This window comes from Variovorax sp. Varisp53 (assembly GCF_059491555.1).
Window position 1 is genome coordinate 3,803,455 of sequence record NZ_CP168512.1, and the last position, 24,844, is coordinate 3,828,298.

Below are 24,844 nucleotides of genomic sequence, written 5' to 3' on the forward strand. Positions count from 1 at the left end.
TGTGCACGGCAGCCGGTCCGCCGCCGGTCATCGCGCAAGGAACTCAAGCGCCTTGCTCAGGAAGTCGGCGTGGAACTGGAACACCGCGCCGTGGCCCGAATCCGGATAGATGACGAGCTCGCTGTTCGGAAGCCGCTGCGCCAGATCGTACGTGTTCTTGCTCGGAACCATGCGATCGCTGTCGCCGTTGGCGACGAGAACGGGATGGTGGATCTTCGACAGGTCCACGGGCTTCTTCGCGCCCCACCGGCGCAGCGCCTTCAACTGCGCCTGCAGCGCGGCCACGGTGATTTCCTTGTCACGGTTCGCGGAGCGTTCCTTCAAGCGCTGCAGGAACTCCTTGCCGGCACGGATGCCGGCGGGGGTCCTGGTGAAGAACAGGAACTGCTTCGGATCCTGGCGCGTGAGCAAGCCTCGGAGCATGTCGAGGTAAGTCACGCGGGCCACCTTGCCGATGCCTTCGCCGCCGGCGGGGCCTGTGCCCGTGATGATCATCCTGCGCACGAGCCCCGGCTCCATCAGCACGATTTCCTGCGCGATCATTCCGCCCATCGAGAACCCGAAGAGGTCGACCTGTTCGAGCCCCATGGCCTTGATGAAGGTAATGGCGTCCCTGGCCATCTCTTCCATCGAAGACGCCGGCTTGCCGCTGGACGCGCCGACGCCCCGGTTGTCGAACGTGATCACGCGATGCCTTGCCGCGAGCCCGTCGACGACCCGAGGGTCCCAGTTGTCCAGGACAGCCGCCAGGTGGATCAGGCACACGAGCGGCGTACCACCGTTGTCGGCACCGAGCTCCCGGTAGGCGAACTCCACGCCACCTGCAGTGACCGTCCGCGTTGGAACGTCTTTCCAGGTGACTTTCGATGTCTGCGGCGTAGTCATGGTGTCGCCATCAGGCTGCAAGAGCCGGATAGTCGGTATAGCCCTTCGGGCCGGGCGTATAGAACGTCGCCATGTCCACGGCATTCAACGCCGCATCGGCCCGCAGCCGCTCCACCAGATCGGGGTTGGCGAGGAACGGGCGGGCGAAGGCGACGAGATCGGCCTGGCCGGCCTCGAGCGCACTGGCGGCGCTTGCGCGGTCGAAACCGCCCGCAAGAATGAACAGCCCCCGGAACGCAGCGCGAAGCTGCGACTTCAACTCGGCGGGCACCGGCGGCGCACCCATGGCCGAATGGTCGAGCAGGTGCAGGTATTGCAGGCCCAGCTCCGACAGCGCCTGGGTGAGCGCCAGGTATTGGGCTTGCACATCGGCAAAGGCGCCCGTGCTGTTGAACACGCCATGGGGCGACAGCCGGATCCCGACGCGATGAGCACCGATGGCCGCCACCGTCGCTCGGGCAACTTCGAGCGCAAAGCGATTGCGGCCTTCGATGCTGCCGCCATAGGCGTCGGTGCGCTGGTTCACATTGGCGTTGAGGAACTGCTCGATCAGGTAGCCGTTCGCGGCATGCAGTTCGACGCCATCGAATCCCGCCTCGATGGCCAGTTGTGCCGACTTCGCGTATTCGCCTACAGCGTGGTCGATGTCGGCCGCAGACATCGCTCGCGGCGCGCTGTGCGGCTGCATGCCCTGTGCATCGGTGTGCATCTCGCCGGGGCAGGCGTCTGCCGTCGGCCCGAGCACTTCCGCCCCTGCCGGCAGGTTGGCCGCGTGGGTCACGCGGCCGGTGTGCATGAGCTGCACGAAGATCTTGCCGCCCCGGGCGTGGACCGCGTCCGTGACCGCTTTCCAGCCGCGCACCTGCGTATCGTTGAAGAGTCCGGGGATGCGTGCGTAGCCCAGGCCGTTGGGTGACGGCGAGACGCCCTCGGTGACGATCAGGCCCGCCGAAGCGCGCTGGGCGTAGTACTCGGCCATCAACGCGTTGGGGGTGTTGGCTTCGACGGCGCGGCTGCGCGTCATTGGTGCCATGACGATGCGATTGGCGAGTTGGAGCGAAGCGGTAGCCAGGGGTTCGAAAAGCATGGGAATCCTTTGGATGGGTGGGTTGCTCGAGGAATGCCTGCCTCAGGACGCCTGCGGCAGGTAGCTCGGCCGGGCCGCCGTCATCCCTTGTTTGACCTGCTGAGTGAGCTCATCGGCCAGCACTTCGTCGAGGCCCGACTCGAGCCCGTCGAGCGCGCGCTTGACGATTTCCTCCGGGCTGGACTTCGGCACCTCGAACCCGCGTGTCAGATCGGTATCGACGTAGGCCATGTGCAGCCCCAGAACTTGCGTCTTCTGCAGCGCCAGTTCGTTGCGCAGTGCGTTGGTAAGCGACCAGGCCGCGGACTTGCTGGCCGAATAAGCGGCCAGTTCGCCGCCGTTCACCCACGAGGCGACCGACAACACGTTGAGCAACGCGCCGCCGCCGTTGGCCTTGAGGATCGGTGCAATGGCCTTGCTCATGCGCAGCACGGCGAAGAAGTTGGTCTCGAAGATGCGCCGCGCCACGTCTTCGCTGTCGGCTGCGAGAAAGCCGCCGGGCTGTGCAATGCCGGCGTTGTTGATCACGAGCGTCACATCCGTCGCCAGCTCCGCGGCGGCCGCCACGTCCTCCGGCTTGTTGACGTCGAGCCGCAGGGGCTGCACACCGGCTTGCGTGACGGTGACGGGGTCGCGTGCACCGGCGTAGACCTTGCGGGCGCCACGGGCGAGCAACTCGCGTGCAAAGGCCAGGCCAATGCCGCGATTGGCCCCGGTGACGAGGACGACAGCGTTTTCGATCTTCATGGGAGACTCCAAAAAATGAGTTGGTTGGGAATCAGGTTCACTTGACCTTGATGACGACCTTGCCCTTCGCGCGGCCAGACTCGACATAGGCCAGGGCCTCGTTGGTCGCCTCGAAAGGAAAGACCCGGTCCATCACGGGGCGGATGGCCCCGGCCTCGATGAGCCGGGTGATCTCGCGCAGCTGGCCTCCGTTCGCCCTCATGAAGAGGAACGAGTAGCCAATGCCGCGGCTTTTCGCCCTTCGCCTGATGCCCGAGCTCAGCAGCCGCATGACCAGTTTCACGAACCCGGGTGCCGAGACTCCCTTGCTGAATTCGGGGTCCGGCGGTCCGGAGATGGAAATGAGCTTTCCGCCGGGCTTGAGCACGCGAAGAGACTTCTCGAGTGTCTTGCCATCCTGGCTGTTCAGGACCACGTCGTAGTCGCGCAGCACATCCTCGAAGTCCTGCGTCTTGTAGTCGATGACCACGTCTGCGCCCAGGCTCTTCACAAGCGCAACGTTGCCTGCGCTCGTCGTCGTGGCGACGGTTGCGCCCAGATGCTTGGCCAACTGGATGGCGAAAGTGCCTACGCCGCCGGAGCCCGCCTGAATGAAGACCTTCTGCCCCTTCTTCAGCTTGGCCTTCTCGACCAGCGCCTGCCATGCCGTCAGGCCCACCAGGGGGACGGAGGCGGCTTCGACCATCGTGAGGCCCTTGGGCCGGAGCGCAAGCGATGCCTCCTTGACCGCAACGAATTCGGCGAAGGTGCCGATCCGGAAATCATCCGGCCGCGCATACACCTCGTCGCCGGGCCTGAACTGCTGCACGCGCCGGCCCACCTCGACCACCACGCCAGCCACGTCGTGGCCCAGGACGAACGGCAGGCGATAGGGCAGGATGAGCTTGAACTCTCCGTCCCTGATCTTGGCGTCCAGCAGGTTCACGCCGGCGGCATGAACCTCGACCAGGACTTCGTCGTCGCGCAGTTCAGGGATCGGGAATTCTGTCGATTGCAAGGCGCGCTTTTTCCCGTAGCGCTCCAGCACAAATGCTTTCATGGTCTTCCTTGTTTCTCCGTCACTAAACACTGCATTTGGCATTACGGTCATCATATTAAAAGGCGAACAAAAGGGCGACATCCATCCATCAACGGATTCAGCTGCCGACGGAGGTCAGGTGCTTGTGCGCGGCCTTGCGCAGGCTGTCAGACAGCGCAGGCTCGTCGACTGCACGCGCCAGCAGCAAGGCGCCCACCATGGTGGAGAGGGTCACGAGTGCCCGTTCGTGGGCTCCGGGCTGTCCCCAGTCCGGCAACTGGCGGGCGACGAGGTCGATCATTTCCTTGATGTGCCGGGTCGCTACGCGGCGCACTTCGGGCGCCTGCCGCGAGGTCTCGGAACCCAGCGCCGCCAGGGGGCAACCGATGTCGACATTCTCGAGGTGCTCCCTGGAGAGATAGGCGCTCAGCATGGATGCGAGCGCCGTGCCAGGGGGCACGCTGGCCACGACGTCGGCCGCGGCGGCAGCGGACTCCGCACACGCCCTCCCCGCCGCTTCGGCCAGCATGGTCTCGCGCGACGCGAAGTGGGCATAGAAGGCGCCGTGCGTCAGGCCGGCCTCCTTCATGATGTCCGAGACCCCGGTCCCGTCGTAGCCGCTGCGACGGATCGCGCGGGCGGCCACGGACACGATGCGCTCGTGCGTTGCATCCTTGGCGGCAGCTCTGGTGTTGGGCCTGATATTTCGCATGATACGCATCATACAACATTCGTATGCCATGCGCACGCGGCACGGTTTGGAGCCGGCAGATGACCGCCCGGCTGCGGCCGCCTCCTCCCGGTCAGGCCGCGACGGTCACCCCATTCCGCTCGAGCACCTCCAGCAGCTGAGGAATATCAGGCGGCCCCGCCGGAATCTCGCGATCGATCGCGGTGAACAGCTGGGCGGCCAAGGCGCCCTCCCCGGTGATCTCGAGCATCTGCCCGCCGCCCTTGCCGTAGTGAAAGGCATGCACCGTTCCACGCGGTACATGGACGAGCGTGCCGGGCTGGCACATGTGCACGTGGCCGTCGCAGAGAAACTCGACCTCGCCTCCGAGGATGTAGAAGGCTTCGTCCCAGTCGTGGCTGTGCGGCGGTGGCCCCGTGCCTTCGTCACCCCGTTGGAAGGTGATGCCATAGCTCTGCGTCGTCGCATTCGACGCCAGCACCGTCACCTGCGTGCCAAGCACGTTCAAAGGAACTTCACGCCGGTCAGGCGTCAGGACAAAGTACGGAATCGTCATGGTCAATTCCTCCAACGCGGGGCCGTGATTCTGCGCGCCGCATGGAGGGGGCACAAGCTGTCAGGCGGCGCGGAGGGTACCCTCCTGCGTCAGCGCCTCGCACTGGCTTTCGATGCGGGCATGAAGCAGGCCCAGCGACACCGAAAGAAACCGCTGCAGCGCGCTGCGCTGGCATGCGTCGAAAAGCGGCGCGGGGTCTGCGTCGGACAAGGCGGCATCGCGGCGGTCTTCGTCCCAGGCAAGCAGTTGGACCAGCGTGTGTGCGCCTTGCACGGCGTCGCGTGCGTCATTGAGGAATGCGGCTTGGCTTTGTTGCGAGGGGCCGAGCCGCTCGGCTTGTACCCATTCGAAGAATTTGAATTGGGCGGCAGGACGATAGGGCGTGCAGGAGCAGCCGGCGTTTGAAGCATGGGCCATGGGCCTCCAAGGATGTCGATTTGCAATAACCGACGCACCCGCTGTCAAACGAGGGCGGCAGCTCGAACGGGTTGACAGACCGGGACATCCTTGCGGAAACCGGCAGGGCGCGAGCCCTCCCGTTCGAGCCGCCTAAAAAGGAAGCGCGAACGAAAAAGCCGCAGACCAGTGCGGTGGCTGCGGCTTTCGTCGCAGGATGTCAGCGGGCTGTCAAACCCGGCCTCGCTCATCGCGAGGCAGGGGCAATGTACGTGTTCTTTGGAGAGTCCGTCAAGTTGAGAGACCTAGGATGCGGTTGCCGTGACGGCTGTGTGAGAGGCGGTTTTGCGGCGGACGCAGTCGTTCAACAACTAACCAGCGACCGACTAGCCGGGCGCGGGCCAATCCGGCCAATCCGGCCAAGACGGCGGCTCGCTGCCCCATCGGATTGAAACGAGTCTCGAACCCCTCGATACTGCGATTTCCTGTGTTCAGCAGCCATCATTCGATAGCAGCGGAGCCGCCCCTCAGCACGGGATTGGCGAGAATTCGCAAATGACCACAGTACGCACCGACTTCTGCTCGCAAATTCCCATCTTCACCAAGACTGCGTTTGGGGCCACTGGCTTGTCAACGGCAACCGCATTTTTCTATCGGCGGAACGAGAGCATGTACCTGGTTTCGAATTGGCACGTCCTATCCGGCCGGAATGCTCAGACACTCGAACCACTGGACAAGAACTGCGGCATCCCTGACCGAGTTGAATGCTACGCCCTGAAGGCGTCCGATTTCATTGAGCGAGTGTGGCACTCGTTTCCGTTGCTAGACGACGGTGGCAACCCGCGTTGGCTCCATCACCCAAGCTTGCAGAATCAGGTAGACGTAGCGGTGCTGCCGGTTGAGATTCCCGCGTCGCTCAGAACGTGCGCCATGAACGACCTTGCCGAGGCGGAAATGACTCTGCGTGTTTCTCACGACGTGTTCGTTCTTGGGTACCCCCTTGGCATTCAGGACGTTGTAGGTTTGCCTATATGGAAGCGGGCAAGTGTTGCTAGCGAACCGGGGACATCTGCGCCAAGCTTTCTTGTGGACACAGCTACTCGCCAAGGAATGTCGGGTTCGCCGGTGATCTTGCGCTACCGTGGCTTTCACAAGAGTGATCCGACGACACCCGCCGTAAGTGCCGAAGACTGGTTCGGCGAAGGCGATATGTTTGTTGGCGTCTACTCGGGCAGGCTGCTCGGAGCGTCGGAGCTTGAGGCTCAGCTTGGCATCGTCTGGAAGAGCAGAGTCATCGATGAGATCATTGATGGCGGCTCCCGAGCCGAGATCTGAGCCTGATTCCCTTCAACCAGTCTCTACTGGGCGTCTAGGCGTACTGCCCTCAACGACCGCAATCAGTCGAGGCTGTGTGAAAACTCACCACTCTGCTGGTCATGTCGGAAGTCGACCTCTCAGATCGAGTCAGGATCGACGATCGAAGACAAGGGAAGGGTCTGATGGCCCTCAAAAACATGCGCACCGAATGTTTTCACACGGCCTCGGCCAAGAGCATCGGCGCGTCCAAGAGCGTGGCTCTCCGCTCCGTCTGACCAATGCGTGCAGCGCAGGCCTCTGGGTCGGGACCGACTGCGTAGAGAAGCGTGAACTGCACCGAGACGTTCTGTTTGACGAAGCCAAATACCGAGATACTCTGCGCTCGACAAACTGGCCCGATCAGAGAAACGGACGTTCAAGGCGTGCGTCAGAATTACTGGTTGCTACTGATTCTGAATCGTCAAGGTGATCCGTGCACTCAGGTTTCAAAAATGAGGAAGAGATCGTATTCCCTTCGCTATCCTGCGAGCAAAAAACCAACATGAGGAGAATTTTTATGCTGCACCGCCGTGTACTCGCCTGCGCTATTGCCGCCGTGTTCGCACTGTCTGCGAACGCACAATCTTCCAGTGGCCCGGTCGCCCTTTCGGAGCAGCGCGCGGCGCTTGCGATGCGGTACCTTGAGTTAGTCGGCTACAAGGAGACTTGGGCAGAGTCCTCCCAACGATGCCTCAATGATCTGCCATCGAAAGCACGCAAAGCGTTCATAGCGAGCCCAGGCAGTTTTGGAGGTCTGTCTCCACAGTCGGCATACTGGCCCGAGGTCGAACTCATATACGCCAAGAACGAGAGAACGAAATGCGATGCAATAGGCCGCGAAGATTTCTATCGCGACTTTGCCGAAGGCTTCGCTCGAAATCTCAGCGATTCGGACCTGCACGCAGCGATTGCCTTCTACTCCTCCGAAACGGGAAAACGAATTCAACGCGCGACCATTGAAGCGTCCGGCACGGTCTTGACGGAGATGAACAAGAAGTTGACCCTCATTGGTGACCAAGCCGACGTCGAATTTCGCAAGGAATTCAGAGCTCTCACCGCCAAGTATCGCGAGGACCCGAAGTAAGGGACCGACCGGCAAGACACGGCCAAGACCTGCCGTTCGCCTATGCTCCGAAGCGGGCGTTGAATTTGGAGCGAGTCAAGCGGTGTTTGGCCGCATCGGTGGTCTGACGACTGACGCCCTCGTAAACTTTTGCGTACATTCTATTTAACCAATAGAAAGCCATCTTTGAAATTCTCGAATCGTTTCATTAGTATTCGTCGCGTTTGCTTCAAGCCTCTTTTTTCATTGGTTATTGCGGCTTCATTTACCTCAAGCAAAGCCGAATTCATACAAATTATTGCGCCCGTCAATGCTGGCGGAATGACAACAGACATGTACATCGACGCGACGAAGGTTGTCTATGACACGAAAAATCAATTGGTGAAAGTATTGGCCCTATCAAACGTTGGAGATCCTCCCACGATTTCACAGAGATACACGCTAAGTCTAAGTTGCGATGATGGTGGTCAGCAAATAACAAATCGCGTAGTTTTTACCGGACCTATGGCCACTGGAGTAGGACAGGAAATCCCTGATACGGCTGATTCGCTTCTTAAGAGTTACCCGGCGGCGGGCTCAATTAAAGGACATTTGCAAGCAGGCCTCTGTAAAAAGCTTGCCGACAGATCATGAAAAAATGATCTGCTCCCAAGGTCGCCTTTCTTCAACGAAGGTTGGTAAGTCGCTCGGACGTGCTCCCTAGAGGCCACGGTGAATGCGACCATTTGCCCATTTCCGGAGTGATGCGGCTGTCCTTCGTGAGCCTTGCAGCTGGCCGCATCCAAGCCTATGCCGGTCGCCCGACCCCTTCCACTCATCACGACTGCTGCGGAACGCGACTGCACCTTAGCGCGTGGAACCCGCGGCCATTGGTGTTGCTCCGCGGGCGCCATCTGACGTTCCAGCAGTTCGCCGTTGAACCGTCGCACATTGCCACGTCGCGCCATTGGACATTCGCGCGTGCCTCATTCCGACACCGTTAAATCGTCCCGTGAACGCGTGCTTTGGGCCCGATTGCGACATTCAGGCGTCGCGACCTTAGGACGGCACCCAGTCTGAAACTACCCGACGCCCACGTCGTGCGAGTAGCACCCGCAAGCAAACAGGCCCCCTCCAGCCTCACCCCTTCAACACCCGCCGCCGCGCCTTCACAGCCGAAGCCAGCCCCTCAAGCACCGGCACCGTCTGCGCAAACCCAATGCAGGCATCGGTAATCGAAACCCCATGCTTCAGCGCAACCCCAGGCTTCAGATCCTGCCGTCCTTCCTCCAGATGGCTCTCGATCATGAGGCCCGTGATGCGCCGCTCGCCGGCCGCGATCTGCGCTGCCACGTCTTCGGCGACCACGATCTGCCGCTGGTGCTGCTTGCTGCTGTTGCCGTGCGAGACATCGATCATCACCTGCGGCCGCAGGCCATTCGCCAGCAGCGCCTCACAGCTGGCCGCGACATCCGCCACCGAATAGTTGGGGGCCTTGCCGCCGCGCAGAATCACGTGGCAGTCGTCGTTGCCGCGGGTCTCGAAGATCGCCGCCATGCCCATCTTGGTCATGCCCATGAAGGCATGCGGCGCGCGGGCCGCGAGGATGGCGTCGGCCGCGACCTTGACGCTGCCGTCGGTGCCGTTCTTGAAGCCGACCGGGCAGCTCAGGCCCGACGCCAGTTGCCGGTGGCTCTGGCTCTCGGTGGTGCGCGCGCCGATGGCCCCCCAGGCGATCAGGTCGGCAATGAACTGCGGGCTCAGCAGGTCGAGAAACTCGGTGCCGGTCGGCAGGCCCAGGGTGGTCAGTTCGAGCAGCAGGCGCCGCGCGCGCTCCAGCCCTTCGTTGATCGCGAAGCTGCCGTCCAGGTGGGGGTCGTTGATGTAGCCCTTCCAGCCCACGGTGGTGCGCGGCTTCTCGAAGTAGGCGCGCATCACGATGAGCAGGTCGTCCTGCAGCGAATCGGCAACGGTCTTCAGGCGCTGTGCGTATTCGATGGCCTGGTCGTGGTCATGGATGGAGCACGGGCCGACCACGACCACCAGCCGGTCGTCGCGGCCGTGCAGCACGTCGGCAATTTCCGCACGGCTGCGTTCGACCAGCGCCAGCGTGTTGTCGCGCACGGGCACGCGTTCCTGCAGCAGCGCGGGGGTAATGAGCGGACGGACGGCACCGATGCGCACGTCGTCGATGCGCGTAGTGTCGAGCGTGCTGTCGCGGGAGCCGACTTCGGCGTCGTGGAGGGGGTCGTCGAGGCGGGGCATGGTGGTCGTGGCTGTGGTTTCGAATGGAGCTTCCTCGATTGTCCACTCGAAGGCCCCATGGCCGATCCGCCCGTCAGACCAGCTGCAGATCCTTCGGCGCCACCCCGTCGAACACCTTCGCAAGCTGCGCCGGCGACAAGCCATACATCCGCCTGAACAATCCGCCGAACACCGCCCGGTATTCATTGAGCACCGGATAGTCCCGGTTCTCGAACAGCGTCGCCTGCGTCAGCGCCTGCTGCTCGCCCACGACGCGCCCGCCCGCCTGCGCCGACAGCCCGCCACCGAGCACCCAGTACACAGTGCCGTGCCCATGGTCGGTGCCGCGGTTGCCGTTCTCGCGGAAGGTGCGGCCGAACTCGCTGATGACGACGACCACCGTCTGGCGCCACGCGTCCTCGCCCATCTCCTGCGCGAAGCCGGCCACGCCGCGGCCCAGTTCCTCAAAACGGTTGGCAAGGTAGCCGGTGGCGCCGCCCTGCCCCACGTGCGTGTCCCAGCCGCCGACGTCGACGAAGCCCAGGTCGAATCGGTCGCGCATCAGCAGCGCCATGCGGCGCGCCACGAGCTCGAAGCCCTTGGCGCTCATGGCGTTGCGGCTGGCCGCGTCCATCTCGGCCTGCACGGCGCGCATGACTTCGTCGCGCACCTGGAAGCCTTCGGCCACGGGCTGCGCGAGTGCGGTGTTGCGGTACATGGCCGCGATGACCTGGCTCTGCCGCGCGTCGAGGGCCGAGCGCGCGTTGCCCGCGAGCGCCATGTTGGCGGCCTTGGCGTTGCCGCGCAGCGAGATCGGCAGCTGGTCGGTGAAGGCGATGGGCGACACGTCGGTGACGGGCCCCGCGCCGAGCACGCCGGCCAGCCGGTTGAGAAAGCCCGAGCGGTAGTCCCGACGCTTGTCGAGCGCCTGGCCGAGTTCGATGGAGTCCTGCGTCTCGAAGTGGCTGCGCGTGAGGTCGTCGGTGCCCGCGAAGGCGATGAAGGACGCCTGCTTCTGCTGGAACAGCGGCATCACGGTTTGCGCGAGCGCCGGGTGCAGGCCCCAGTTGCCGTCGATCGGCAGCGCGCCGTTGGGTGTGCCGGGCGCGCGATGGCGATGTTGGGTCGCGAGGCGTAGTAGAAGTCGCTGCTGGTCGGCACGAGCAGGTTGCTGCAGTCGTACGCGCCGCGCAGGAACACGACGAGCAGCTTGGTGCCTTCGGCGGCGGGCGCGGCCATCAACTGGCCGGCGGCGCCTGCGAACGGGGCGGCGGCCATGAGCTTCAAGAGTTCTCGACGTTGCATGACGGTGTGTCCTTTCTTTGCCTTGCTCCTTCCCCCTCTGGGGGAAGGTTGGGATGGGGGCAAGCGGCGCTCGATCAGGCCCCGAAGCGGAACCAACGCCGCTTGCCCCCACCCCTGCCCTCCCCCAGCGGGGGAGGGAGAAAAACATCAGCGGCGCATCAGCTCGGGCGAAGCCAGCAGGAAGGTATTCCACTCCTGCGGATTCTTCGCCTGTGCCAGCGCCTCGCGCGTATCCGCACTCAGGCCGCCCTGCATCGCGCGAACCGCTGGCGATTCGGCCAGTGGCGGAAAGGCTGGCTTCTCCAGCGGCGCCTTGTCGTCCACACGAAACAGCACGGCGCCGTTCGCACCGATGGCACGCGCAATTTCGAAGCGCGTGTTCATCTGCCCCGCGCTGGCCCATGCGGCTTCATTGAGCGGATAGCCATCGGGCGTCTCGTGACCGTACAGCTGCTCGCCCATGCGGTTGATCCAGTTGAGCACAGGGTTCACGTTCGACGCCACGCGATCGTCGTACGCGAGCCGCACGCCGGCCATCACGTAGTGCACCGGATCGCGGAACTTGCGGCCCAGCGATGCAGCGAACTCGGGCGATTCGAACAGCGACTTCAGTGTGATGGCGATGTCGCCGTCGCTGCGCGTGAAGGCCGCGGCCATGCGGTCGACCAGCGCGGGCGGTGGATCGTCCGACACGAAGTACACGGCGAGCTTGCGCGAGATGAAGCGCGCGGTGGCTGGCGCGCGCGCGAGGCGGTCGAGCGCCTCGTCGGCCTCGGCCAATCCATGGCTCTGGATGGGTTGGCCCAGCAGCGTCTTCGGCCCGTAGTCGTGCCGGTTCGGGTTGAACTCGAACAGGCCCTTGCGCACGTAGTCGGCACGCACAGCTGGCCGCACGTTGGGCGGTGGCGCATCGAGCGGCTGATAGCTCACGCCCACGCCGGTGAGCACGCGCGCCAGCTCTTGCACGTCGGCCTGCGAATAGCCGCCCCCCACGCCCAGCGTGTGCAGCTCCATCAGCTCGCGCGCGTAGTTCTCGTTGATGCGGTTGGCGCCGTTCTGCGCGTTGTCGAGGTAGCGCAGCATCGCGGGGTGGTGCAGCGTGGCGCCGAGCAGGTCGCGGAGCTTGCCGAGCGCGTGCGGGCGGATGGCGTTCTCTTCGTAGTCGCCCACCATCGCGCGGATGTTGTCCTTGCGCAGGTTGACGTTGAAGTGATTCATCCAGAACCACGTCATCTGCTCCTGCAGCTGGTTGGGCGAGTACAGCGCGCGCAGCACGAAGCGCTGCTGTGCCTCGCGAGCGAGCTGGTTGAGTTGCTGCTGGTAAGCCTGCCGCGCGGCCTTTTTCTGCTCTTCGTCGGGCAGCGCGTCGGCGGCCTTGCGCTGCGCGTCGAGTTCGGAGACGAGCTGGTCGAGCGGCGTGCGCGAGATGGCCATGGCATCGATCTGCGCCTGCGCCGCCGGCGGCAACGGCGCGGGCCGCGGGTTGAGCTGGTCGCGCATCCACAGCGAGAGGCCGCGCTTCGCCAGCTGCGCATCGCTGCTCGCATTGGCACCCCAACTCACGCGGTCGAGCCAGCGCAGGCGCGTGGCTTCGTTCACCGGGGCGGAGGGCAGCGATACCGATACCAGTGGCCGATGGTCTCCCGGCGCGCTCGCGCAGGCCGCGAGCAGCGCCCCCCCACAGGCGCCGAGTAGGCTTTTCTTATTCATCGGAACTCCTGGGCGTGAGCGTGAAGAGAATGCTCCTCTCAACCACTGCTCCGCGCTGCGCGTTGACACTCTTTACCTTCGCAGCGCTGCGCCAGGAGGCGCCTAAGCGTCAGCTAATTCAGGCTACCGACACGCTCGGCGGCGCGGCGCCGGCAATCTGCCGCAGCGCGCGCTCGAACACCTCGACGGGCTGGCCGCCGGAAATGAGGTGCTGGTCGTTGATGATGATCGCGGGCACCGAGTGGATGCCGGCGTCGGTGTACATGCGCTCGCGTTCGCGCGTTTCTTGCGCGAACTCGTCGCTGTCCAGGATCTGGCGCGCACGCACCGGGTCGAGCCCCGCTTCGGTCGCCGCGCGCACCAGCACTTCGGGGTCGGACGGGTTCTGGCTGTCGGTGAAGTAGGCCTTCAGCAGCAGCTTCTTGAGTGCCGCCTGCCGGGCCGGGCTCTCGAGCTCGGCCCAGTGCAGCAGCCGGTGTGCGTTGAAGGTGTTGTAGACGCGCGGGCGGCCTTCGGGGCTGAACTCGAACCCGACGGCAGCGCCGCGCTGGCGGATCATCTCGCGCGACTGGGCTTGTTGCTCGCGCGTGGAGCCGTACTTCTGATTGAGGTGCTCGAAGGTGTCCTGGCCTTCGGGCGGCATCTGCGGGTTCAGCTCGAAGGGCTGGAAGTGCAGTTCCGCGGTGACCCCGGGCGCCACGTTCCTGAGCGCCGCCTCGAGCGAACTCAGGCCGACGGCGCACCAGGGACAGGACACATCGGAGACGAAGTCGATCTTGAGGTGGGAAGAAGAGGTAGTCATGGCGCCATTCTTCACGGCGCCACAACCCTTGGCACGCGAAAGGTCTTCAGGCCGCGGCCTTGGCCATGCGCGCTTCCGCCAGCGTCTTCTCGCGCAGGATGTCGTACTCGGCCTTGTCGACCGGGACCGCGTCGGGCTTGCCCAGGTCGTTCATGTGCACGCGGTAGGTTTCACGGGCACTCCAGGCCGAGATCGCGGCGATGGCGCAGATTGCCAGCGTGATGGCTCCGACGGTCAGCGGGATGTTGGTGGCGCCGGGGGGCGCGACCGCCACGAACAGCGCCGGCAGCAGCGCGGTGATCGCGGTGCCGATGTTCTGCGAGATCGCCATGCCCGAGACGCGGGTGCGCGTGGGGAACATCTCCGGATAGAAGCTCGGGAACACGGCGTTGTAGCCCTGGTAGACCACGCCCCACATCAGGAGCGACATCACGATGGCCAGCGGCACGTTGTGGATGCTGATGGCGTACAGGTAGCCGAACGACAGCAGGCCCGAACCGATGGCACCGATGGCGATCGGCAGGCGGCGGCCGATCTTGTCCGACAGGGTACCGACGAACGGGATCACGATCACGGCCACGATGTTGCCCATCACCGGAATCCAGAGATAGATGTCTTTCTCGAAGTTGATGCCGTAGCCGGGCTGTACCGCGTAGGCGGCGCCGAAGATGGTCGCGACCACCGGGATCACGTTCATCAGCGAGCACAGCAGCACGCGCACCATGTCGGGCCAGCTCTCGGTCACGGCCTGGATCACCGGCGCCTTCGGCACAGCCGCGCTCTTGTCGACTTCGGCGAAGGCGGGCGTCTCGTCCACTTCCTTGCGGATGATGTAGCCGGCCACGATGACGATGAAGCTCAGCAGGAACGGAATGCGCCAGCCCCAGGAGTTGAAGGACTCCTTGTCCATGTAGTGCGCGAGCGGCAGGAACACGGCGGCCGCCATGATCTGGCCGGCCTGCACGCCCTGCAGCGTGAAGCTCGCGAAGAAGCCGCGGCGCCCGAATGGCGCGTGCTCCAGGATCATCGAACTCGCGCCGGAAATCTCGCCGGCCACCGCGAAGCCCTGAATCAGGCGCAGCAGCACCAGCAGCGCGGGCGCCCACAGGCCGACCTGGTCATATGTCGGCAGCAGGCCGACGGCAACGGTGGAAAGGCCCATCAGGAACATGCACAGGATCAGCACGTTCTTGCGGCCGTGCGTGTCGCCCCAGTGGCCCAGCAGCACTGCGCCGATCGGTCGTGCGACGTAGCCCACGCCGTACGTCGCGAGCGACGCGATGATCGCGATCTGCGGATCGCCCTTCGGAAAGAAGATCTGCGGAAAGATCAGCGCCGCCGCGGTGGCGTAGATGAAGAAGTCGTAGTACTCCAGCGCCGAGCCGATCCAGCCGCTCGCGGTGGCCTTCTTCGACTGGTGCTTGCCTTTCGGCTCGTGGGCCGTGGTGGTTGCCATGGTTTGTCTCCGGGTTGACGAAAAAAATCTATTCCTGCGCCTGCGATGCCATGCGCGCGGGTGCGTTGAGCGCGCCGTAAGCGTCGTAGCCTGCGGTGCGCTGTGCCAGTTCGAAGAACAGTCCGCCTTCGATGTTCTCGGTGTAGATGTGCAGGTAGTCGCCGGCCGGCGAACGGTCGAACAGCACGCCCGCTTCGCGCATGCGCGCCAGCAGTTCGGGCGCGATGTCGATGCGCGTGGCCAGGTCGTCGTAGTAGTTGTCGGAGATGGGCACGAAGCGCGTGCCGTTGGCGCGCAGTTTCGCGGCCGAGTCGAAGATATCCGTGCAGCCCAGCGCGATGTGGTGCACCGCGCCGCCGCCGGTCACGCTCAGCGTGCGCGCGGTGCGGGTGCGCTGGCTCAGCGACACGTTGAGCACCAGCCGCACACTGCGGTCCGCATTGGCGACGCCGCGGCTGCGGATCAGGCCGAAGGGATCGGCCAGCTCCAGGCTCTCGCCGGGTTCCAGGCCGAGCACGGCGCGCGTGAACAGCACCCAGGTGTCGAGCTGGTCGACCGCCAGGCCCAGGGCCACGTGGTCGATGCGCTGCAGGCCGGCGTCGTTGGCACCAGCGCCCTCGTCCTGCAGGACGAAGTCGGCCTCGTACAGGCCGTTGGCGCCCAGCGCCTCGGGCACGAAGTGAATGAGGTTGCCGCCCGGCGCGACGATGGCGGGCACGTGCAGCTCGTGAGGGCCGACCGGGCTGTCGTGCCGCTGCGAACGCATGGCGGTGGCACGGTCCACGGCCGCGAGCGGGTCGCCGCAGCGCACGCCCAGCGCGCACACCGAGGTGCCGTGCGCCTCGAAGCGGCTGCGCGCGAACGAATCGGGCTGTGCGTTGACGATCAGGTTGATCTCGCCCTGGCGGTACAGCGTCACGGCCTTGGAGCGATGCCTCCCGATGCGGCGGAAGCCGAGTTGCTTCACCAGTGTGTCCAGCGTTGCGGCCGAAGCCTCGTCGGCCGCGAACTCGATGAACGACAGGCCCGACAGCGCGGACACCGGCGGCGGGTTGAACAGCTCCACCTGCACTGGCTGCATCGGGGCTTCGGCAACCAGCCGCCCGCGCGCTTCGCTTTCGAGGTAGAGCAGCGAGCGCATGGCGTCCACCGCGGTGCGGCGGTTCGGCGTCTCGCGGAAGATGTCGTTGAAGATCTCGAGCGATAGCGGCCCGGTGTAGCCCGCGCGCAGCACCTGCTCGAAGAAGCCGATCACGTCGAAGTCGCCCTGCCCCGGGAACGAGCGGTGGTGGCGCGCCCACTGCAGCACGTCCATCGACAGCAGCGGCGCATCGGCCATCTGCAGGAAGAAGATCTTGTCGCCCGGAATCCTGGCGATGCCGGTCGGGTCGTCCTTCAGCGAGAGCGTGTGGAAGCTGTCGAGGATCAGGCCCAGGTGCGGATGATCGGCGCGCTGCACGATGTCCCAGGCCTGGCCGTACAGCCAGGTGTGGCGGCCCCAGGCCAGTGCCTCGAAGCCCACGCGCAGGTTGCGGCGCGCAGCGCGCTCGGCCAGCTCGTGCAGTTGCGCGGCGGCAAGCGCCGGGTCGTTCACCGACAGCGGCGAGGTGTTCGAGCAGCACAGCACCGTCGGCGCGCCCATGGCTTCCATCAGGTCGAACTTGCGCTCGGCGCGCTCCAGGCTGCGGCGGAACTGCGGCTCGGGCATGCCCTCGAAATCGCGGAACGGCTGGTACAGGTCGATGCTCAGGCCAAGATCGCCTGCAATGCGGCCCAGCTCTGCTGCCGTGCCCTTGAAGTTGATGAAGTCGGCCTCGAACAGCTCGATGCCGTCGAAGCCGGCGGCGGCGACGGCTTCGAGCTTCTGGCGGAGCGTGCCGCTGAGCGAGACGGTGGCGATGGAGCGGTGCATGGGGTGGACTTTAGGAATACCCAGCCCTCGCCACAATCAATTCAGAGGCCAATTGATCGATGATCGATCACATGCGTTCATCATTCGCACGAAATACGGGATACACCTAGGCTCCCGGCTTCGCTGGCAGCCTTCAAAGGCTGCGCCAGAAATCGATCAGCAGCTGCGTGAACTCCACCGGGCGTTCGACCGCGCTCAGGTGCGCGGCGTCGATGGTGACGAGGCGCGCGCCCGGAATGGCCCCGGCCATGGCCTGCGACATCGCCATCGGCGTGGCCTCGTCCTGCAGCCCGCCGATCACCAGCGTGGGCACCGCCATGCGGTGGTTGCTCTCGCGGAAATCGATGGCCGCGACGGCGTTGCAGCTCTCGATGTAGCCCTGCGCGTCGGTGTGCACCAGCACGTCGTGCAGCGTTTTCGCGGCGGCCGCGCCCTCCGGCGTGCCCACGTAGGCCGGCGTGAGCCAGCGCGCCACGGCGCCCGGTGCGATGGCGGCCACGCCCTTGGCGGCCACCGTCTCGACGCGCGCGCGCCAGGGGGACTGATCGGGGTAGTGCGCGGCCGAATTGGCGATCACCACCGTCTTCAGCAATTCGGGGTGCCGCACCGCCAGCGCCTGCGCCGTCATGCCGCCCATCGAGAGGCCGACGAAGTGCACCGGCTCGCCGCCCGCCTCGTGCTCGATGAGCTCGGCCACGTCCTGCGCCAGCGTCTCGACGCGCAACGCGCCGCGCACCACTTCCGACGCGCCGTGGTTGCGGTGGTCGTAGCGCAGCACCGTGTGGGCGCGCGCGAGCTGGGCGGCCACGCCGTTCCACATGCTCAGGTCGCAGCCGAGCGCATGGCTGAGCACGACGATGGGACCATCGCCTTCGCGGACGACATTCAGACGGGTCATGGTGGGGTTTCCTTTTTCGGGTGTTGAAGACGTGGCAGCCAGAAGAACGCGATGGCCACCAGCACGCTGCCGGCCAGCAGCATGGGCACGACCATCGGCCAGGCGCCATGGGAAAAATCGGCGTCGACGAAATGCGAGGCCGCCTGGCCCACGCAGAACGCGACCATCATCATGCCGAAGCCGGACCACGACACGGCCCGGCCCGCCAGATGCGGCAAATCACCCACCGCGCCCGCCTGTCCGCAGGGCTGGTGGATGCCATGGCCGAGGCAATACACGGCATGGCCGAACAGCAGCGGCACGGCACTCAGCGGCATCAGCCAGCAGCCGAGCGCCTGGACGAGCGCCCCCGCCAGGCTCAGCGAAGCGCCCAGCCGCACGGTGCGCACCGGCCCGTAGCGCCGGAGCAGCGTGCGGCACATGGTGGTGCTGAAGATGTAGACCAGCGAGCCGCCGGCCGGGATCCAGCCGTACCACGCGGGCGACCAGCCCAGGTAGCCGATGTAGACCATCGGCGACAGCAGCAGGAAGCAGAACAGCCCGCCCCACGTCGCCGCCGCCAGCGAGGCCCAGGCACGGAAGGACCGGCTCGCGAACACGGCACGCGTGCTGCCGCGCGGCGCGGACGACTCGCCCTCGCCCGGCGGCTTGCGCGTTTCGCCGAACGAGCGCCAGCACAGCGCGAACAGCACCGAGGCATACACCGCCATCGCGACCATCACCCAGCGCCAGCCCGCACCCTGCACCAGCCACGCGCCAAGCAGCGGCGCCGTCAGGCCGACCACGCCCAGCCCGGTCAGGCCGCGCGCCATCACATGCGGACCTTCGTGCGCGGGGTACAGGTCGCGCACCGCTGCGCGCGAGCACACGAGGATCGCCGCCATCGAGAAGCCCTGCAGCGCGCGCCAGCCCGCAAGCAGCGTCACGCTGCCCGCGAGCGCGCCGCCCAATGCCGCGAGCACGTAGCAGCCGAGCCCCGCCAGCAGCACCGGCCGGCGCCCGAAGCGGTCGGCCAGAGGGCCGCACAGCAGCTGCGCGAAGCCGAAGGCCAGCACGAACAGCGTGAGGCTGGTGCTGGCGGAGCCGAGTTCCTTCGCAATGGCCGGCAGCGCCGGCAGGTAGCTGTCGGTGGCCATCGGCTGCGCCGCCAGCAGCAACGGCAGCAGCAAGGTGAAGCTGGCGTCGAACCGCCCCTTCCTGCGGGCGACCGGCGTGCTCACTGGGGCAGCGCAGGCAGCAAGCCCTTCTCGCGCAGGATGCCGGCCGCGATACCGAAGGCATGGTTGGCCACCGGCACGCCGCAGTAGATAGCGGCCATCATGATCACTTCCTTGATGTCCTCGGGCGTGAGGCGCGACTCGGGCGGGCCGTCGAGCGCGGCGCGCACGTGCATGGCGAATTCTTCGTACGCATGGATGCCCAGCATCATCGACAGCACCATGTAGCGGCGCGTCTTGTCGCCCAGCGCGGGGCGGCCCCAGATGTCGTTCCAGGCGTGGCGCGTGATCAGTTCCTGGAACTCGGCGTTGAAGCCGTTGCGGTTGGCGAGCGACTTGTCGACCCAGGCATCGCCGAGCACGCGGCGGCGGTTGACGAGGCCGGCTTCGTAGCCTTCGGCGGGAGTTTCGGGGGCGGTCATTGCGGGAGTTCCTTGTCGTTGAGCCGGGCCTGCAGCGCCTTCACTTCGGCGATTGCGGTCTGTCCGGCGTTGTGGGCGAGCGCGGGGTCGAACCATTCGTCGGCCGCGTCGCGCGGGAGTTCGGCGCGCAGCCGATCGATGTTGGCTCGCATGCGCGCGGCGTCGACCTGCAGGCCGGGCAAGGCGCCCGCCATAGCGCGCACGCTGCCGTGCGCGGACATCAGCAGCTGCGGCCATTCGGCCAGCTCAGCCTGCCAGGCGCCGAGCGCGCGCTCGTGCTGTTGCGGCATGGCGCCGAGCAGTGCGGCCACGCGCTGCGGTGCGCGGTGCGCGGCGGCAATGGCGACCATCGAGGCCACCGGGTTGCGCTTGTGCGGCATGGCCGACGAGCCGCCGCGGCCGGGCTCGCTGGGTTCTGCAACTTCGCCGACTTCGTACTGCCCGAGCAGCGCGATGTCGACCGCGATCTTGCCGAGGCTGCCGGTGACAAGGCCCAGTTCGCAGCCGAGCGCCACCCATTCGTCGCGCTGCGTGTGCCATGTCGCGCCGGGGTCGCCCAAGCCCAGTTCCTTGGCCATGCGCTTGCGCACGGCCGCGCCCTGCCCCTTCATCTGCGCCAGCGTGCCGATGGCGCCGCCGAGCTGCAGCTGCAGCGCGTGCCTCGCGGCGTCGCGCAGGCGGATGCGGCTGCGCACCAGCGGCGCGGCCCAGCCCGCACACTTGAAGCCGAAGCTGGTGACCGAGGCCGGCTGCATCAGCGTGCGCGCGAGCATCGGCGTTTCGGCGTGCGTGACGGCCAGGCGCAGCAGCGCATCGGCGGCCTTGGCGAGGTCGGCTTCGACGAGCGCGACCGCCTCGCGCGTGACCAGCGCCATCGCGCTGTCGATCACGTCCTGGCTGGTGCTGCCGAAATGCACGAAGGGCGCGGCTTCGGCATTGAAGAGGCCCACGGCTTCGCGCAGCGCCTTCACCAGCGGAATCGCGACGCTGCCCGCGCGGCCGCTCTCGCGCACGATCTTGGCAACGTCGAACAGCTCGACCTTGCAGCTGCTGACGATCGAATGCGCGGCGCTCTCGGGGATCAGCCCTTCGGCCGCCTGCGCACGCGCAAGCGCGGCCTCGAAGCGCAGCATGGCGTCGACGAAAGCGCGGTCACTGAAGGCTCCGAGCGTTTCGGACGTGGAGAGGAAACCTTCGAAAATACTCATGGGGTGACCCGGCCTTTCAGTACTTCAGTTGGGCCACGGCGCGCAGCTCTTCCGGCGAGGCTGTGCCGAAGCCGAAGAACTCGAGGTACGCGGGAATCATCTCGAACAGCATGTCGGTGCCGACCTGCACCTGGCAACCTTTGGCCTTGGCCGCCTGCAGCAGCGGCGTGAACTCGGTCTTCATGACGACCTCGCCGACGAAGGTGTTCGGGTCGATGCGGTCCACGTCGAAGGGCAGCGGATCGCCCTCCTTCATGCCGAGCGGCGTGGCGTTGACGACCACGTCGTAGCCGGCCGGGTCCTTCGAACCGGTGGTCACCTTCATCTGCGGGTAGTGCTCGCGCAGCCGCGCGGCCAGTGCGCCGGCCGAAGCCTCGCTCATGTCGAACAGCATCAGTTCGGCAGCGCCTGCCGCGGCAATCGACGCCGCAATGGCCGAGCCCACGCCGCCCGTGCCCGACACCAGCACGCGCGTGCCCTTGAAGAGGCGCCCCTTGCGCTCCACGCCGCGCACGAAGCCCGCGCCGTCGAACTGGTCGCCCAGCAGCGTGCCGTCGGGCCGCTTGAGGATTGCGTTGCAGGCGCCCGCGACGCGCGCCGTGGGCGTCACCTCGTCGACCAGCGCCATCGTCGTGACCTTGTGCGGCATGGTCACCAGCGCGCCGCGGATGTTGCTGAACCTGAATATCTGAGGCAGCGAGGCCGCGTAGTCCTCGGGCTTCACGCCCATGGGCACGACCACGGCGTCGATGCCGTGCTTGTCGAACCAGGGGTTGTAGATCATCGGAGCCTTGAAGGCTTCAGTGGGATAGCCGATGTGGGCGATGAGAGTGGTCTTGCCGGAAATCATGTCGTTCGTGTTTCTGTGGGAAGGCGCGGTCAGGCCACGCTGGGGGAGTGGTAGCGCAGCGGCTGCGCGATTTCGGCGTGCATCGCCGGCGGATAGATGATTTCGCGCAGGAAGTTCGAGTCGGCCTGCATCGCGGCGGCCGCATCCAGATGGCCGAAGTAGCGGAAGTAGTGGGGCATCTGCTGGATCAGCATCTCGAAGCCCGCCTGCGCGTTGAGCCCGCGGTCGCGGGCCGCGCGCACCAGCGGCGTGGGCTGGTTGCGCAGAAGAATGTCGAACAACGCCGCATGGCTTTCCATACGCGCCACATCGACCGGCAATGCATCGCCATCGACCAGCCCGAGCTGCGTGGCATTGATCACGAGGTCGAAGCCTTCGGGGGCGTTGCTGTCCACCGCGGCGACAGTCGCGTCGAAGAATGCATCGAGCTTGGCCGCCACGCCGGCCGCCTTGCCTGCGGCGCTGTCGTAGAACGCGATGTACTCCGCGCCGTTCACCGTGCCGCCCTCGGCCAGCGCCACGCCGATGGCCGCGGCGCTCACGCCCGCACCGAGGATCAGCACGCGCTTGCCGCGGAACGGGATGTTGCAGTGGTCGAGCGCGCCGATCAGGCCTTCGCCGTCGAACAGGTCGCCTTCGAGCTGATCGCCCTCGGTGCGGCGCACCACGTTGACCGAGCCGGCCACGCGGCCGAAGAGGCCGCAGCCGTCGAGCAGGTCGACCACCAGCGGCTTGTGCGGCGGCGCGATCACCATGCCGCGCAAGTTGCGCGCGAGAAAGGCCGACTTGAAGAACACCGCGAAGTCGCGCACCGGCACCTGCATGGGCAGCAGCACGGCATCGATGCCGAAACGCTCGAAGGCGGCATTGAACATGCGCGGCAGCCGCACGTTGCGAACCGGGTCGCCGGGAATCAGGTAAACCTGGGTGCTGCCGCGGATGGAATGGCTCATGTGCATGCTTCCGTTCGTCAATCGCTCTTTTCGAGGCCGGATGCCGAGCTTTATAGTCGCTTCACCGAAGTCTCGCATCTCTTTCACCTGCCAAACGAGCGATCATCGAACTTGAAAAATCGTTTATCGTTCAATTCAAGGGTTTTCACCTGCATTTGATCCAGTCCCCGAACCCTCCCACGAAGGCACACTTCCCGCCATGAGCAAGGACAGCAAGGACGACTCCGCGCCCCCGCCCGGCCTGGACAAGCGCGACTGGATCGCCGGCCTGGAGCGCGGCGTGAGCATCATCGAGGCCTTCGACGACGCCAACCCGCGCCTCACCGCCAGCCAGGCCGGCCAGCGCACGAACATGACCCGCACCGCCGCGCGGCGCTACCTGCTGACCCTGCAGCACATGGGCTACGTGGCCAGCGACGGCAAGCTGTTCTGGCTCACGCCGCGCGTGCTGCGTCTGGGCCAGTCGTACCTGGAGTCAGCGCGGCTGCCGCGCGTGGTGCAGCCCTTTCTGCAGCGGGTGGCCGCCGGCACCAACGAGATCGCCTACCTCAGCGTGATGGACGGCGACGAGGTGGTCTACATCGCGCGCAACGGCCCCAACCGCAGCATGAGCACGGGCTACGTGCTCGGCGCACGCGTGCCGGCGCAGGTCACGGCCTCGGGCATGCTGATGCTGTCTCTGCGCAGCGATGCCGAGCTGAACGAATGGCTGACCACGCGGCAGCTCACGGTGTTCACCTCGCACACGATTGCGAGCATGGAGCGCATGAAGCTCGAACTCGCCCGCATCCGGGCCCAAGGCTGGGCCCTTTCCGAGCAGCAGCTCGACCTGAACTCGCGCGGCATCGCGGTGCCGCTGCGCGACCGGCACGGCACGCTGGTCGGGGCGCTGAACATCACCATGCCGATGGGGCATGAAAGCTCGGAAGACGCGGTGGCGCGCGTGCTGCCGGTGCTGCGCGAGACGGCGCAGGCGATGCGCAACCTGATCTGACTGACAGCATTCCGACAGCAACCGTCGGGCACGATGTGCGCTTTCAATCCAAAAGCGCTGGAGACAAACCATGTCCAACCTCTTCGTTCCCGACGACGCCCGCCTGAACCGCCGCGGCCTGCTGCAAGCCGGCGGGGCCGCGGCCCTCGGCGGCCTGCTCCCTTCCCTGGCCTCGGCGCAGGACACCTGGCCCAGCAAGTCGATCCGCTTCGTCGTGCCCTTCGCGCCGGGCGGCAGCTCGGAAATCGTCGCGCGCTCGACCGCCGCCGAACTCTCGCGCACACTGGGCCAGAGCGTGTTCGTCGACAACAAGCCGGGCGCGGCCGGCAACATCGCCATGAGCGAGGTGGCGCGCAGCACCGACCAGCACACGATCATCCTGGGCCACATCGGCACGCTGGCGGTCAACCCGTACATCTTCGCCAAGCTGCCCTACGACGCGAACAAGGACTTCAAGCCCGTGAGCCTGCTGGCCAAGGTGCCCAGCCTCTACGTGGTGCACCCCGATGTGCCGGCCAAGAACCTCAAGGAGTTCATTGCGTATGCCAAGTCGAAGCCCGGCAAGCTCAGCTACGGCTCGGCGGGCAACGGCAGCGCGGGCCACCTGGCCTTCGAGTATTTGAAGATGACGGCCGAGGTGTTCATGCTGCACGTGCCCTACCGCGGCACTGGCCCGATGGTGACCGACCTGCTCTCGGGCCGGCTCGACGCCTCGGCCATCGGTGCCGCGGCGATCATTCCGTTCATCAAGGCGGGCAAGGTGCGCTGCATCGCGACCGGCTCGGCCAAGCGCCTCGCGCAGCTGCCCGATGTGCCGACCGTGGCCGAGCAGGGCTTTCCGGGTTTCGAGATGACGCAGTGGTACGGCATGCTGGCGCCGGCCAACATCGCGCCTGCCAACCTGGCCAAGCTTTCCGCCGAGACGATGAAGGCCGTGAAGTCGCCCGATTCGATGCAGCGCCTGACGGCCGATGCCGCTGAGGCCATCGGCGGCACGCCCGAGCAGTTCGCGCAGTTCATCGCCTCCGAGCAGGCTCGTTGGCAGAAGGTGATTGCAAGGGCAAACATCAAGCCGGATTGAGCCCTGCCGGCCCT

At 65.8% G+C, this 24,844-nt stretch carries 23 protein-coding genes and 1 pseudogene; 5 read left to right on the top strand and 19 right to left on the bottom strand.

Translation table 11 applies throughout. The annotated features are described in order from the left end of the window. Positions 1 to 27: 27 nt before the first annotated feature. The 7 genes from ACEOAB_RS17785 to ACEOAB_RS17815 all read right to left on the bottom strand — a co-directional run bounded on the left by ACEOAB_RS17785 (position 28) and on the right by ACEOAB_RS17815 (position 5,257). On the bottom strand, positions 28 to 885 hold the full coding sequence (locus ACEOAB_RS17785) for an alpha/beta fold hydrolase (RefSeq protein WP_413749446.1): 858 nt from the start codon (positions 883 to 885) through the stop codon (positions 28 to 30). A gap of 10 nt (positions 886 to 895) precedes the next feature. After that, positions 896 to 1,972 carry an alkene reductase gene (locus ACEOAB_RS17790; protein WP_413749445.1) on the bottom strand — a complete coding sequence of 359 codons (1,077 nt, stop codon included), beginning with the start codon at positions 1,970 to 1,972 and terminating at the stop codon, positions 896 to 898. Positions 1,973 to 2,014: 42 nt separating this feature from the next. Continuing rightward, complete coding sequence (locus tag ACEOAB_RS17795; RefSeq protein ID WP_413749444.1) at positions 2,015 to 2,719, bottom strand: SDR family oxidoreductase; 705 nt, start codon at positions 2,717 to 2,719, stop codon at positions 2,015 to 2,017. Positions 2,720 to 2,756: 37 nt separating this feature from the next. Continuing rightward, positions 2,757 to 3,758, bottom strand: a complete 1,002-nt coding sequence (locus tag ACEOAB_RS17800) for an NADP-dependent oxidoreductase (RefSeq protein ID WP_413749443.1) — start codon at positions 3,756 to 3,758, stop codon at positions 2,757 to 2,759. 97 nt (positions 3,759 to 3,855) lie between these two features. Continuing rightward, positions 3,856 to 4,461: a TetR/AcrR family transcriptional regulator gene (locus ACEOAB_RS17805; protein ID WP_413749442.1), complete on the bottom strand. Its 606-nt coding sequence runs from the start codon at positions 4,459 to 4,461 to the stop codon at positions 3,856 to 3,858. Between the two features lie 79 nt (positions 4,462 to 4,540). Further along, positions 4,541 to 4,984 carry a cupin domain-containing protein gene (locus ACEOAB_RS17810; RefSeq protein WP_413749441.1) on the bottom strand — a complete coding sequence of 148 codons (444 nt, stop codon included), beginning with the start codon at positions 4,982 to 4,984 and terminating at the stop codon, positions 4,541 to 4,543. A 60-nt stretch (positions 4,985 to 5,044) separates the two neighbouring features. Beyond that, on the bottom strand, positions 5,045 to 5,257 hold the full coding sequence (locus ACEOAB_RS17815) for a hypothetical protein (RefSeq protein ID WP_413749440.1): 213 nt from the start codon (positions 5,255 to 5,257) through the stop codon (positions 5,045 to 5,047). Positions 5,258 to 5,935: 678 nt separating this feature from the next. Here ACEOAB_RS17815 and ACEOAB_RS17820 point away from each other — a divergent pair. The 3 genes from ACEOAB_RS17820 (at position 5,936) to ACEOAB_RS17830 (ending at position 8,432) form a co-directional block, all read left to right on the top strand. Then, on the top strand, positions 5,936 to 6,715 hold the full coding sequence (locus ACEOAB_RS17820) for a trypsin-like peptidase domain-containing protein (protein WP_056522292.1): 780 nt from the start codon (positions 5,936 to 5,938) through the stop codon (positions 6,713 to 6,715). A 538-nt stretch (positions 6,716 to 7,253) separates the two neighbouring features. Then, on the top strand, positions 7,254 to 7,820 hold the full coding sequence (locus ACEOAB_RS17825) for a DUF2059 domain-containing protein (RefSeq protein WP_413749439.1): 567 nt from the start codon (positions 7,254 to 7,256) through the stop codon (positions 7,818 to 7,820). A 165-nt stretch (positions 7,821 to 7,985) separates the two neighbouring features. Next, a complete protein-coding gene (locus tag ACEOAB_RS17830; RefSeq protein WP_413749438.1) occupies positions 7,986 to 8,432 on the top strand; it encodes a hypothetical protein in 447 nt (148 codons plus the stop codon). 486 nt (positions 8,433 to 8,918) lie between these two features. Here ACEOAB_RS17830 and ACEOAB_RS17835 read toward each other — a convergent pair whose 3' ends face one another. From ACEOAB_RS17835 to ACEOAB_RS17890, 12 genes and pseudogenes are all read right to left on the bottom strand, one after another. Beyond that, on the bottom strand, positions 8,919 to 10,043 hold the full coding sequence (locus ACEOAB_RS17835; protein WP_413749437.1) for a 3-deoxy-7-phosphoheptulonate synthase: 1,125 nt from the start codon (positions 10,041 to 10,043) through the stop codon (positions 8,919 to 8,921). Positions 10,044 to 10,116: 73 nt separating this feature from the next. Then, positions 10,117 to 11,327, bottom strand: a pseudogene (locus ACEOAB_RS17840) (DUF1501 domain-containing protein). A gap of 147 nt (positions 11,328 to 11,474) precedes the next feature. Beyond that, positions 11,475 to 13,037, bottom strand: coding sequence for a DUF1800 domain-containing protein (locus ACEOAB_RS17845; protein ID WP_495653012.1), 1,563 nt, complete (start codon positions 13,035 to 13,037; stop codon positions 11,475 to 11,477). 118 nt (positions 13,038 to 13,155) lie between these two features. Continuing rightward, positions 13,156 to 13,839, bottom strand: a complete 684-nt coding sequence (locus ACEOAB_RS17850; protein ID WP_413750756.1) for a DsbA family oxidoreductase — start codon at positions 13,837 to 13,839, stop codon at positions 13,156 to 13,158. Between the two features lie 46 nt (positions 13,840 to 13,885). Beyond that, positions 13,886 to 15,295: an MFS transporter gene (locus tag ACEOAB_RS17855; RefSeq protein WP_413750757.1), complete on the bottom strand. Its 1,410-nt coding sequence runs from the start codon at positions 15,293 to 15,295 to the stop codon at positions 13,886 to 13,888. 28 nt (positions 15,296 to 15,323) lie between these two features. Next, a complete protein-coding gene (locus ACEOAB_RS17860) occupies positions 15,324 to 17,207 on the bottom strand; it encodes a bifunctional sugar phosphate isomerase/epimerase/4-hydroxyphenylpyruvate dioxygenase family protein (protein WP_413750758.1) in 1,884 nt (627 codons plus the stop codon). A gap of 133 nt (positions 17,208 to 17,340) precedes the next feature. Next, on the bottom strand, positions 17,341 to 18,105 hold the full coding sequence (locus tag ACEOAB_RS17865) for an alpha/beta fold hydrolase (RefSeq protein WP_495653013.1): 765 nt from the start codon (positions 18,103 to 18,105) through the stop codon (positions 17,341 to 17,343). Then, on the bottom strand, positions 18,102 to 19,325 hold the full coding sequence (locus ACEOAB_RS17870; protein WP_413751311.1) for a multidrug effflux MFS transporter: 1,224 nt from the start codon (positions 19,323 to 19,325) through the stop codon (positions 18,102 to 18,104). Before ACEOAB_RS17870 ends, ACEOAB_RS17865 begins: the two co-directional genes overlap by 4 nt. Next, entirely contained in the window at positions 19,322 to 19,744 is a 423-nt protein-coding gene (locus ACEOAB_RS17875) for a carboxymuconolactone decarboxylase family protein (RefSeq protein ID WP_007828066.1), read from the bottom strand. Before ACEOAB_RS17875 ends, ACEOAB_RS17870 begins: the two co-directional genes overlap by 4 nt. Next, a complete protein-coding gene (gene pcaB, locus ACEOAB_RS17880; protein ID WP_495653014.1) occupies positions 19,741 to 20,952 on the bottom strand; it encodes a 3-carboxy-cis,cis-muconate cycloisomerase in 1,212 nt (403 codons plus the stop codon). The genes ACEOAB_RS17875 and pcaB overlap by 4 nt, the downstream gene beginning before the upstream one ends. Before the next feature lie 16 nt (positions 20,953 to 20,968). Continuing rightward, positions 20,969 to 21,802: a shikimate dehydrogenase family protein gene (locus ACEOAB_RS17885; protein WP_056591589.1), complete on the bottom strand. Its 834-nt coding sequence runs from the start codon at positions 21,800 to 21,802 to the stop codon at positions 20,969 to 20,971. A 29-nt stretch (positions 21,803 to 21,831) separates the two neighbouring features. Beyond that, positions 21,832 to 22,755, bottom strand: coding sequence for a shikimate dehydrogenase family protein (locus ACEOAB_RS17890; RefSeq protein ID WP_056594230.1), 924 nt, complete (start codon positions 22,753 to 22,755; stop codon positions 21,832 to 21,834). 199 nt (positions 22,756 to 22,954) lie between these two features. On the opposite strand from ACEOAB_RS17890, the gene ACEOAB_RS17895 reads away from it, so the two are divergent. Both ACEOAB_RS17895 and ACEOAB_RS17900 read left to right on the top strand, forming a co-directional pair. After that, positions 22,955 to 23,749 carry an IclR family transcriptional regulator domain-containing protein gene (locus ACEOAB_RS17895; RefSeq protein ID WP_007828060.1) on the top strand — a complete coding sequence of 265 codons (795 nt, stop codon included), beginning with the start codon at positions 22,955 to 22,957 and terminating at the stop codon, positions 23,747 to 23,749. Between the two features lie 70 nt (positions 23,750 to 23,819). Continuing rightward, entirely contained in the window at positions 23,820 to 24,830 is a 1,011-nt protein-coding gene (locus tag ACEOAB_RS17900) for a Bug family tripartite tricarboxylate transporter substrate binding protein (RefSeq protein ID WP_056591586.1), read from the top strand. The last annotated feature ends 14 nt before the right edge of the window (positions 24,831 to 24,844 follow it).

Bases quoted from the DNA above. Each gene is read 5' to 3' on its own strand.
- ACEOAB_RS17885 (WP_056591589.1), bottom strand. From the start codon at position 21,802: ATGATTTCCGGCAAGACCACTCTCATCGCCCACATCGGCTATCCCACT.
- ACEOAB_RS17895 (WP_007828060.1), top strand. From the start codon at position 22,955: ATGAGCAAGGACAGCAAGGACGACTCCGCGCCCCCGCCCGGCCTGGAC.
- ACEOAB_RS17825 (WP_413749439.1), top strand. From the start codon at position 7,254: ATGCTGCACCGCCGTGTACTCGCCTGCGCTATTGCCGCCGTGTTCGCA.
- ACEOAB_RS17850 (WP_413750756.1), bottom strand. From the start codon at position 13,839: ATGACTACCTCTTCTTCCCACCTCAAGATCGACTTCGTCTCCGATGTG.
- ACEOAB_RS17785 (WP_413749446.1), bottom strand. From the start codon at position 885: ATGACTACGCCGCAGACATCGAAAGTCACCTGGAAAGACGTTCCAACG.
- ACEOAB_RS17805 (WP_413749442.1), bottom strand. From the start codon at position 4,461: ATGATGCGTATCATGCGAAATATCAGGCCCAACACCAGAGCTGCCGCC.
- ACEOAB_RS17790 (WP_413749445.1), bottom strand. From the start codon at position 1,972: ATGCTTTTCGAACCCCTGGCTACCGCTTCGCTCCAACTCGCCAATCGC.
- ACEOAB_RS17800 (WP_413749443.1), bottom strand. From the start codon at position 3,758: ATGAAAGCATTTGTGCTGGAGCGCTACGGGAAAAAGCGCGCCTTGCAA.
- ACEOAB_RS17835 (WP_413749437.1), bottom strand. From the start codon at position 10,043: ATGCCCCGCCTCGACGACCCCCTCCACGACGCCGAAGTCGGCTCCCGC.
- ACEOAB_RS17855 (WP_413750757.1), bottom strand. From the start codon at position 15,295: ATGGCAACCACCACGGCCCACGAGCCGAAAGGCAAGCACCAGTCGAAG.
- ACEOAB_RS17890 (WP_056594230.1), bottom strand. From the start codon at position 22,755: ATGAGCCATTCCATCCGCGGCAGCACCCAGGTTTACCTGATTCCCGGC.
- ACEOAB_RS17845 (WP_495653012.1), bottom strand. From the start codon at position 13,037: ATGAATAAGAAAAGCCTACTCGGCGCCTGTGGGGGGGCGCTGCTCGCG.
- ACEOAB_RS17860 (WP_413750758.1), bottom strand. From the start codon at position 17,207: ATGCACCGCTCCATCGCCACCGTCTCGCTCAGCGGCACGCTCCGCCAG.
- ACEOAB_RS17900 (WP_056591586.1), top strand. From the start codon at position 23,820: ATGTCCAACCTCTTCGTTCCCGACGACGCCCGCCTGAACCGCCGCGGC.
- ACEOAB_RS17875 (WP_007828066.1), bottom strand. From the start codon at position 19,744: ATGACCGCCCCCGAAACTCCCGCCGAAGGCTACGAAGCCGGCCTCGTC.
- ACEOAB_RS17820 (WP_056522292.1), top strand. From the start codon at position 5,936: ATGACCACAGTACGCACCGACTTCTGCTCGCAAATTCCCATCTTCACC.
- ACEOAB_RS17810 (WP_413749441.1), bottom strand. From the start codon at position 4,984: ATGACGATTCCGTACTTTGTCCTGACGCCTGACCGGCGTGAAGTTCCT.
- ACEOAB_RS17795 (WP_413749444.1), bottom strand. From the start codon at position 2,719: ATGAAGATCGAAAACGCTGTCGTCCTCGTCACCGGGGCCAATCGCGGC.
- pcaB (WP_495653014.1), bottom strand. From the start codon at position 20,952: ATGAGTATTTTCGAAGGTTTCCTCTCCACGTCCGAAACGCTCGGAGCC.
- ACEOAB_RS17865 (WP_495653013.1), bottom strand. From the start codon at position 18,105: ATGACCCGTCTGAATGTCGTCCGCGAAGGCGATGGTCCCATCGTCGTG.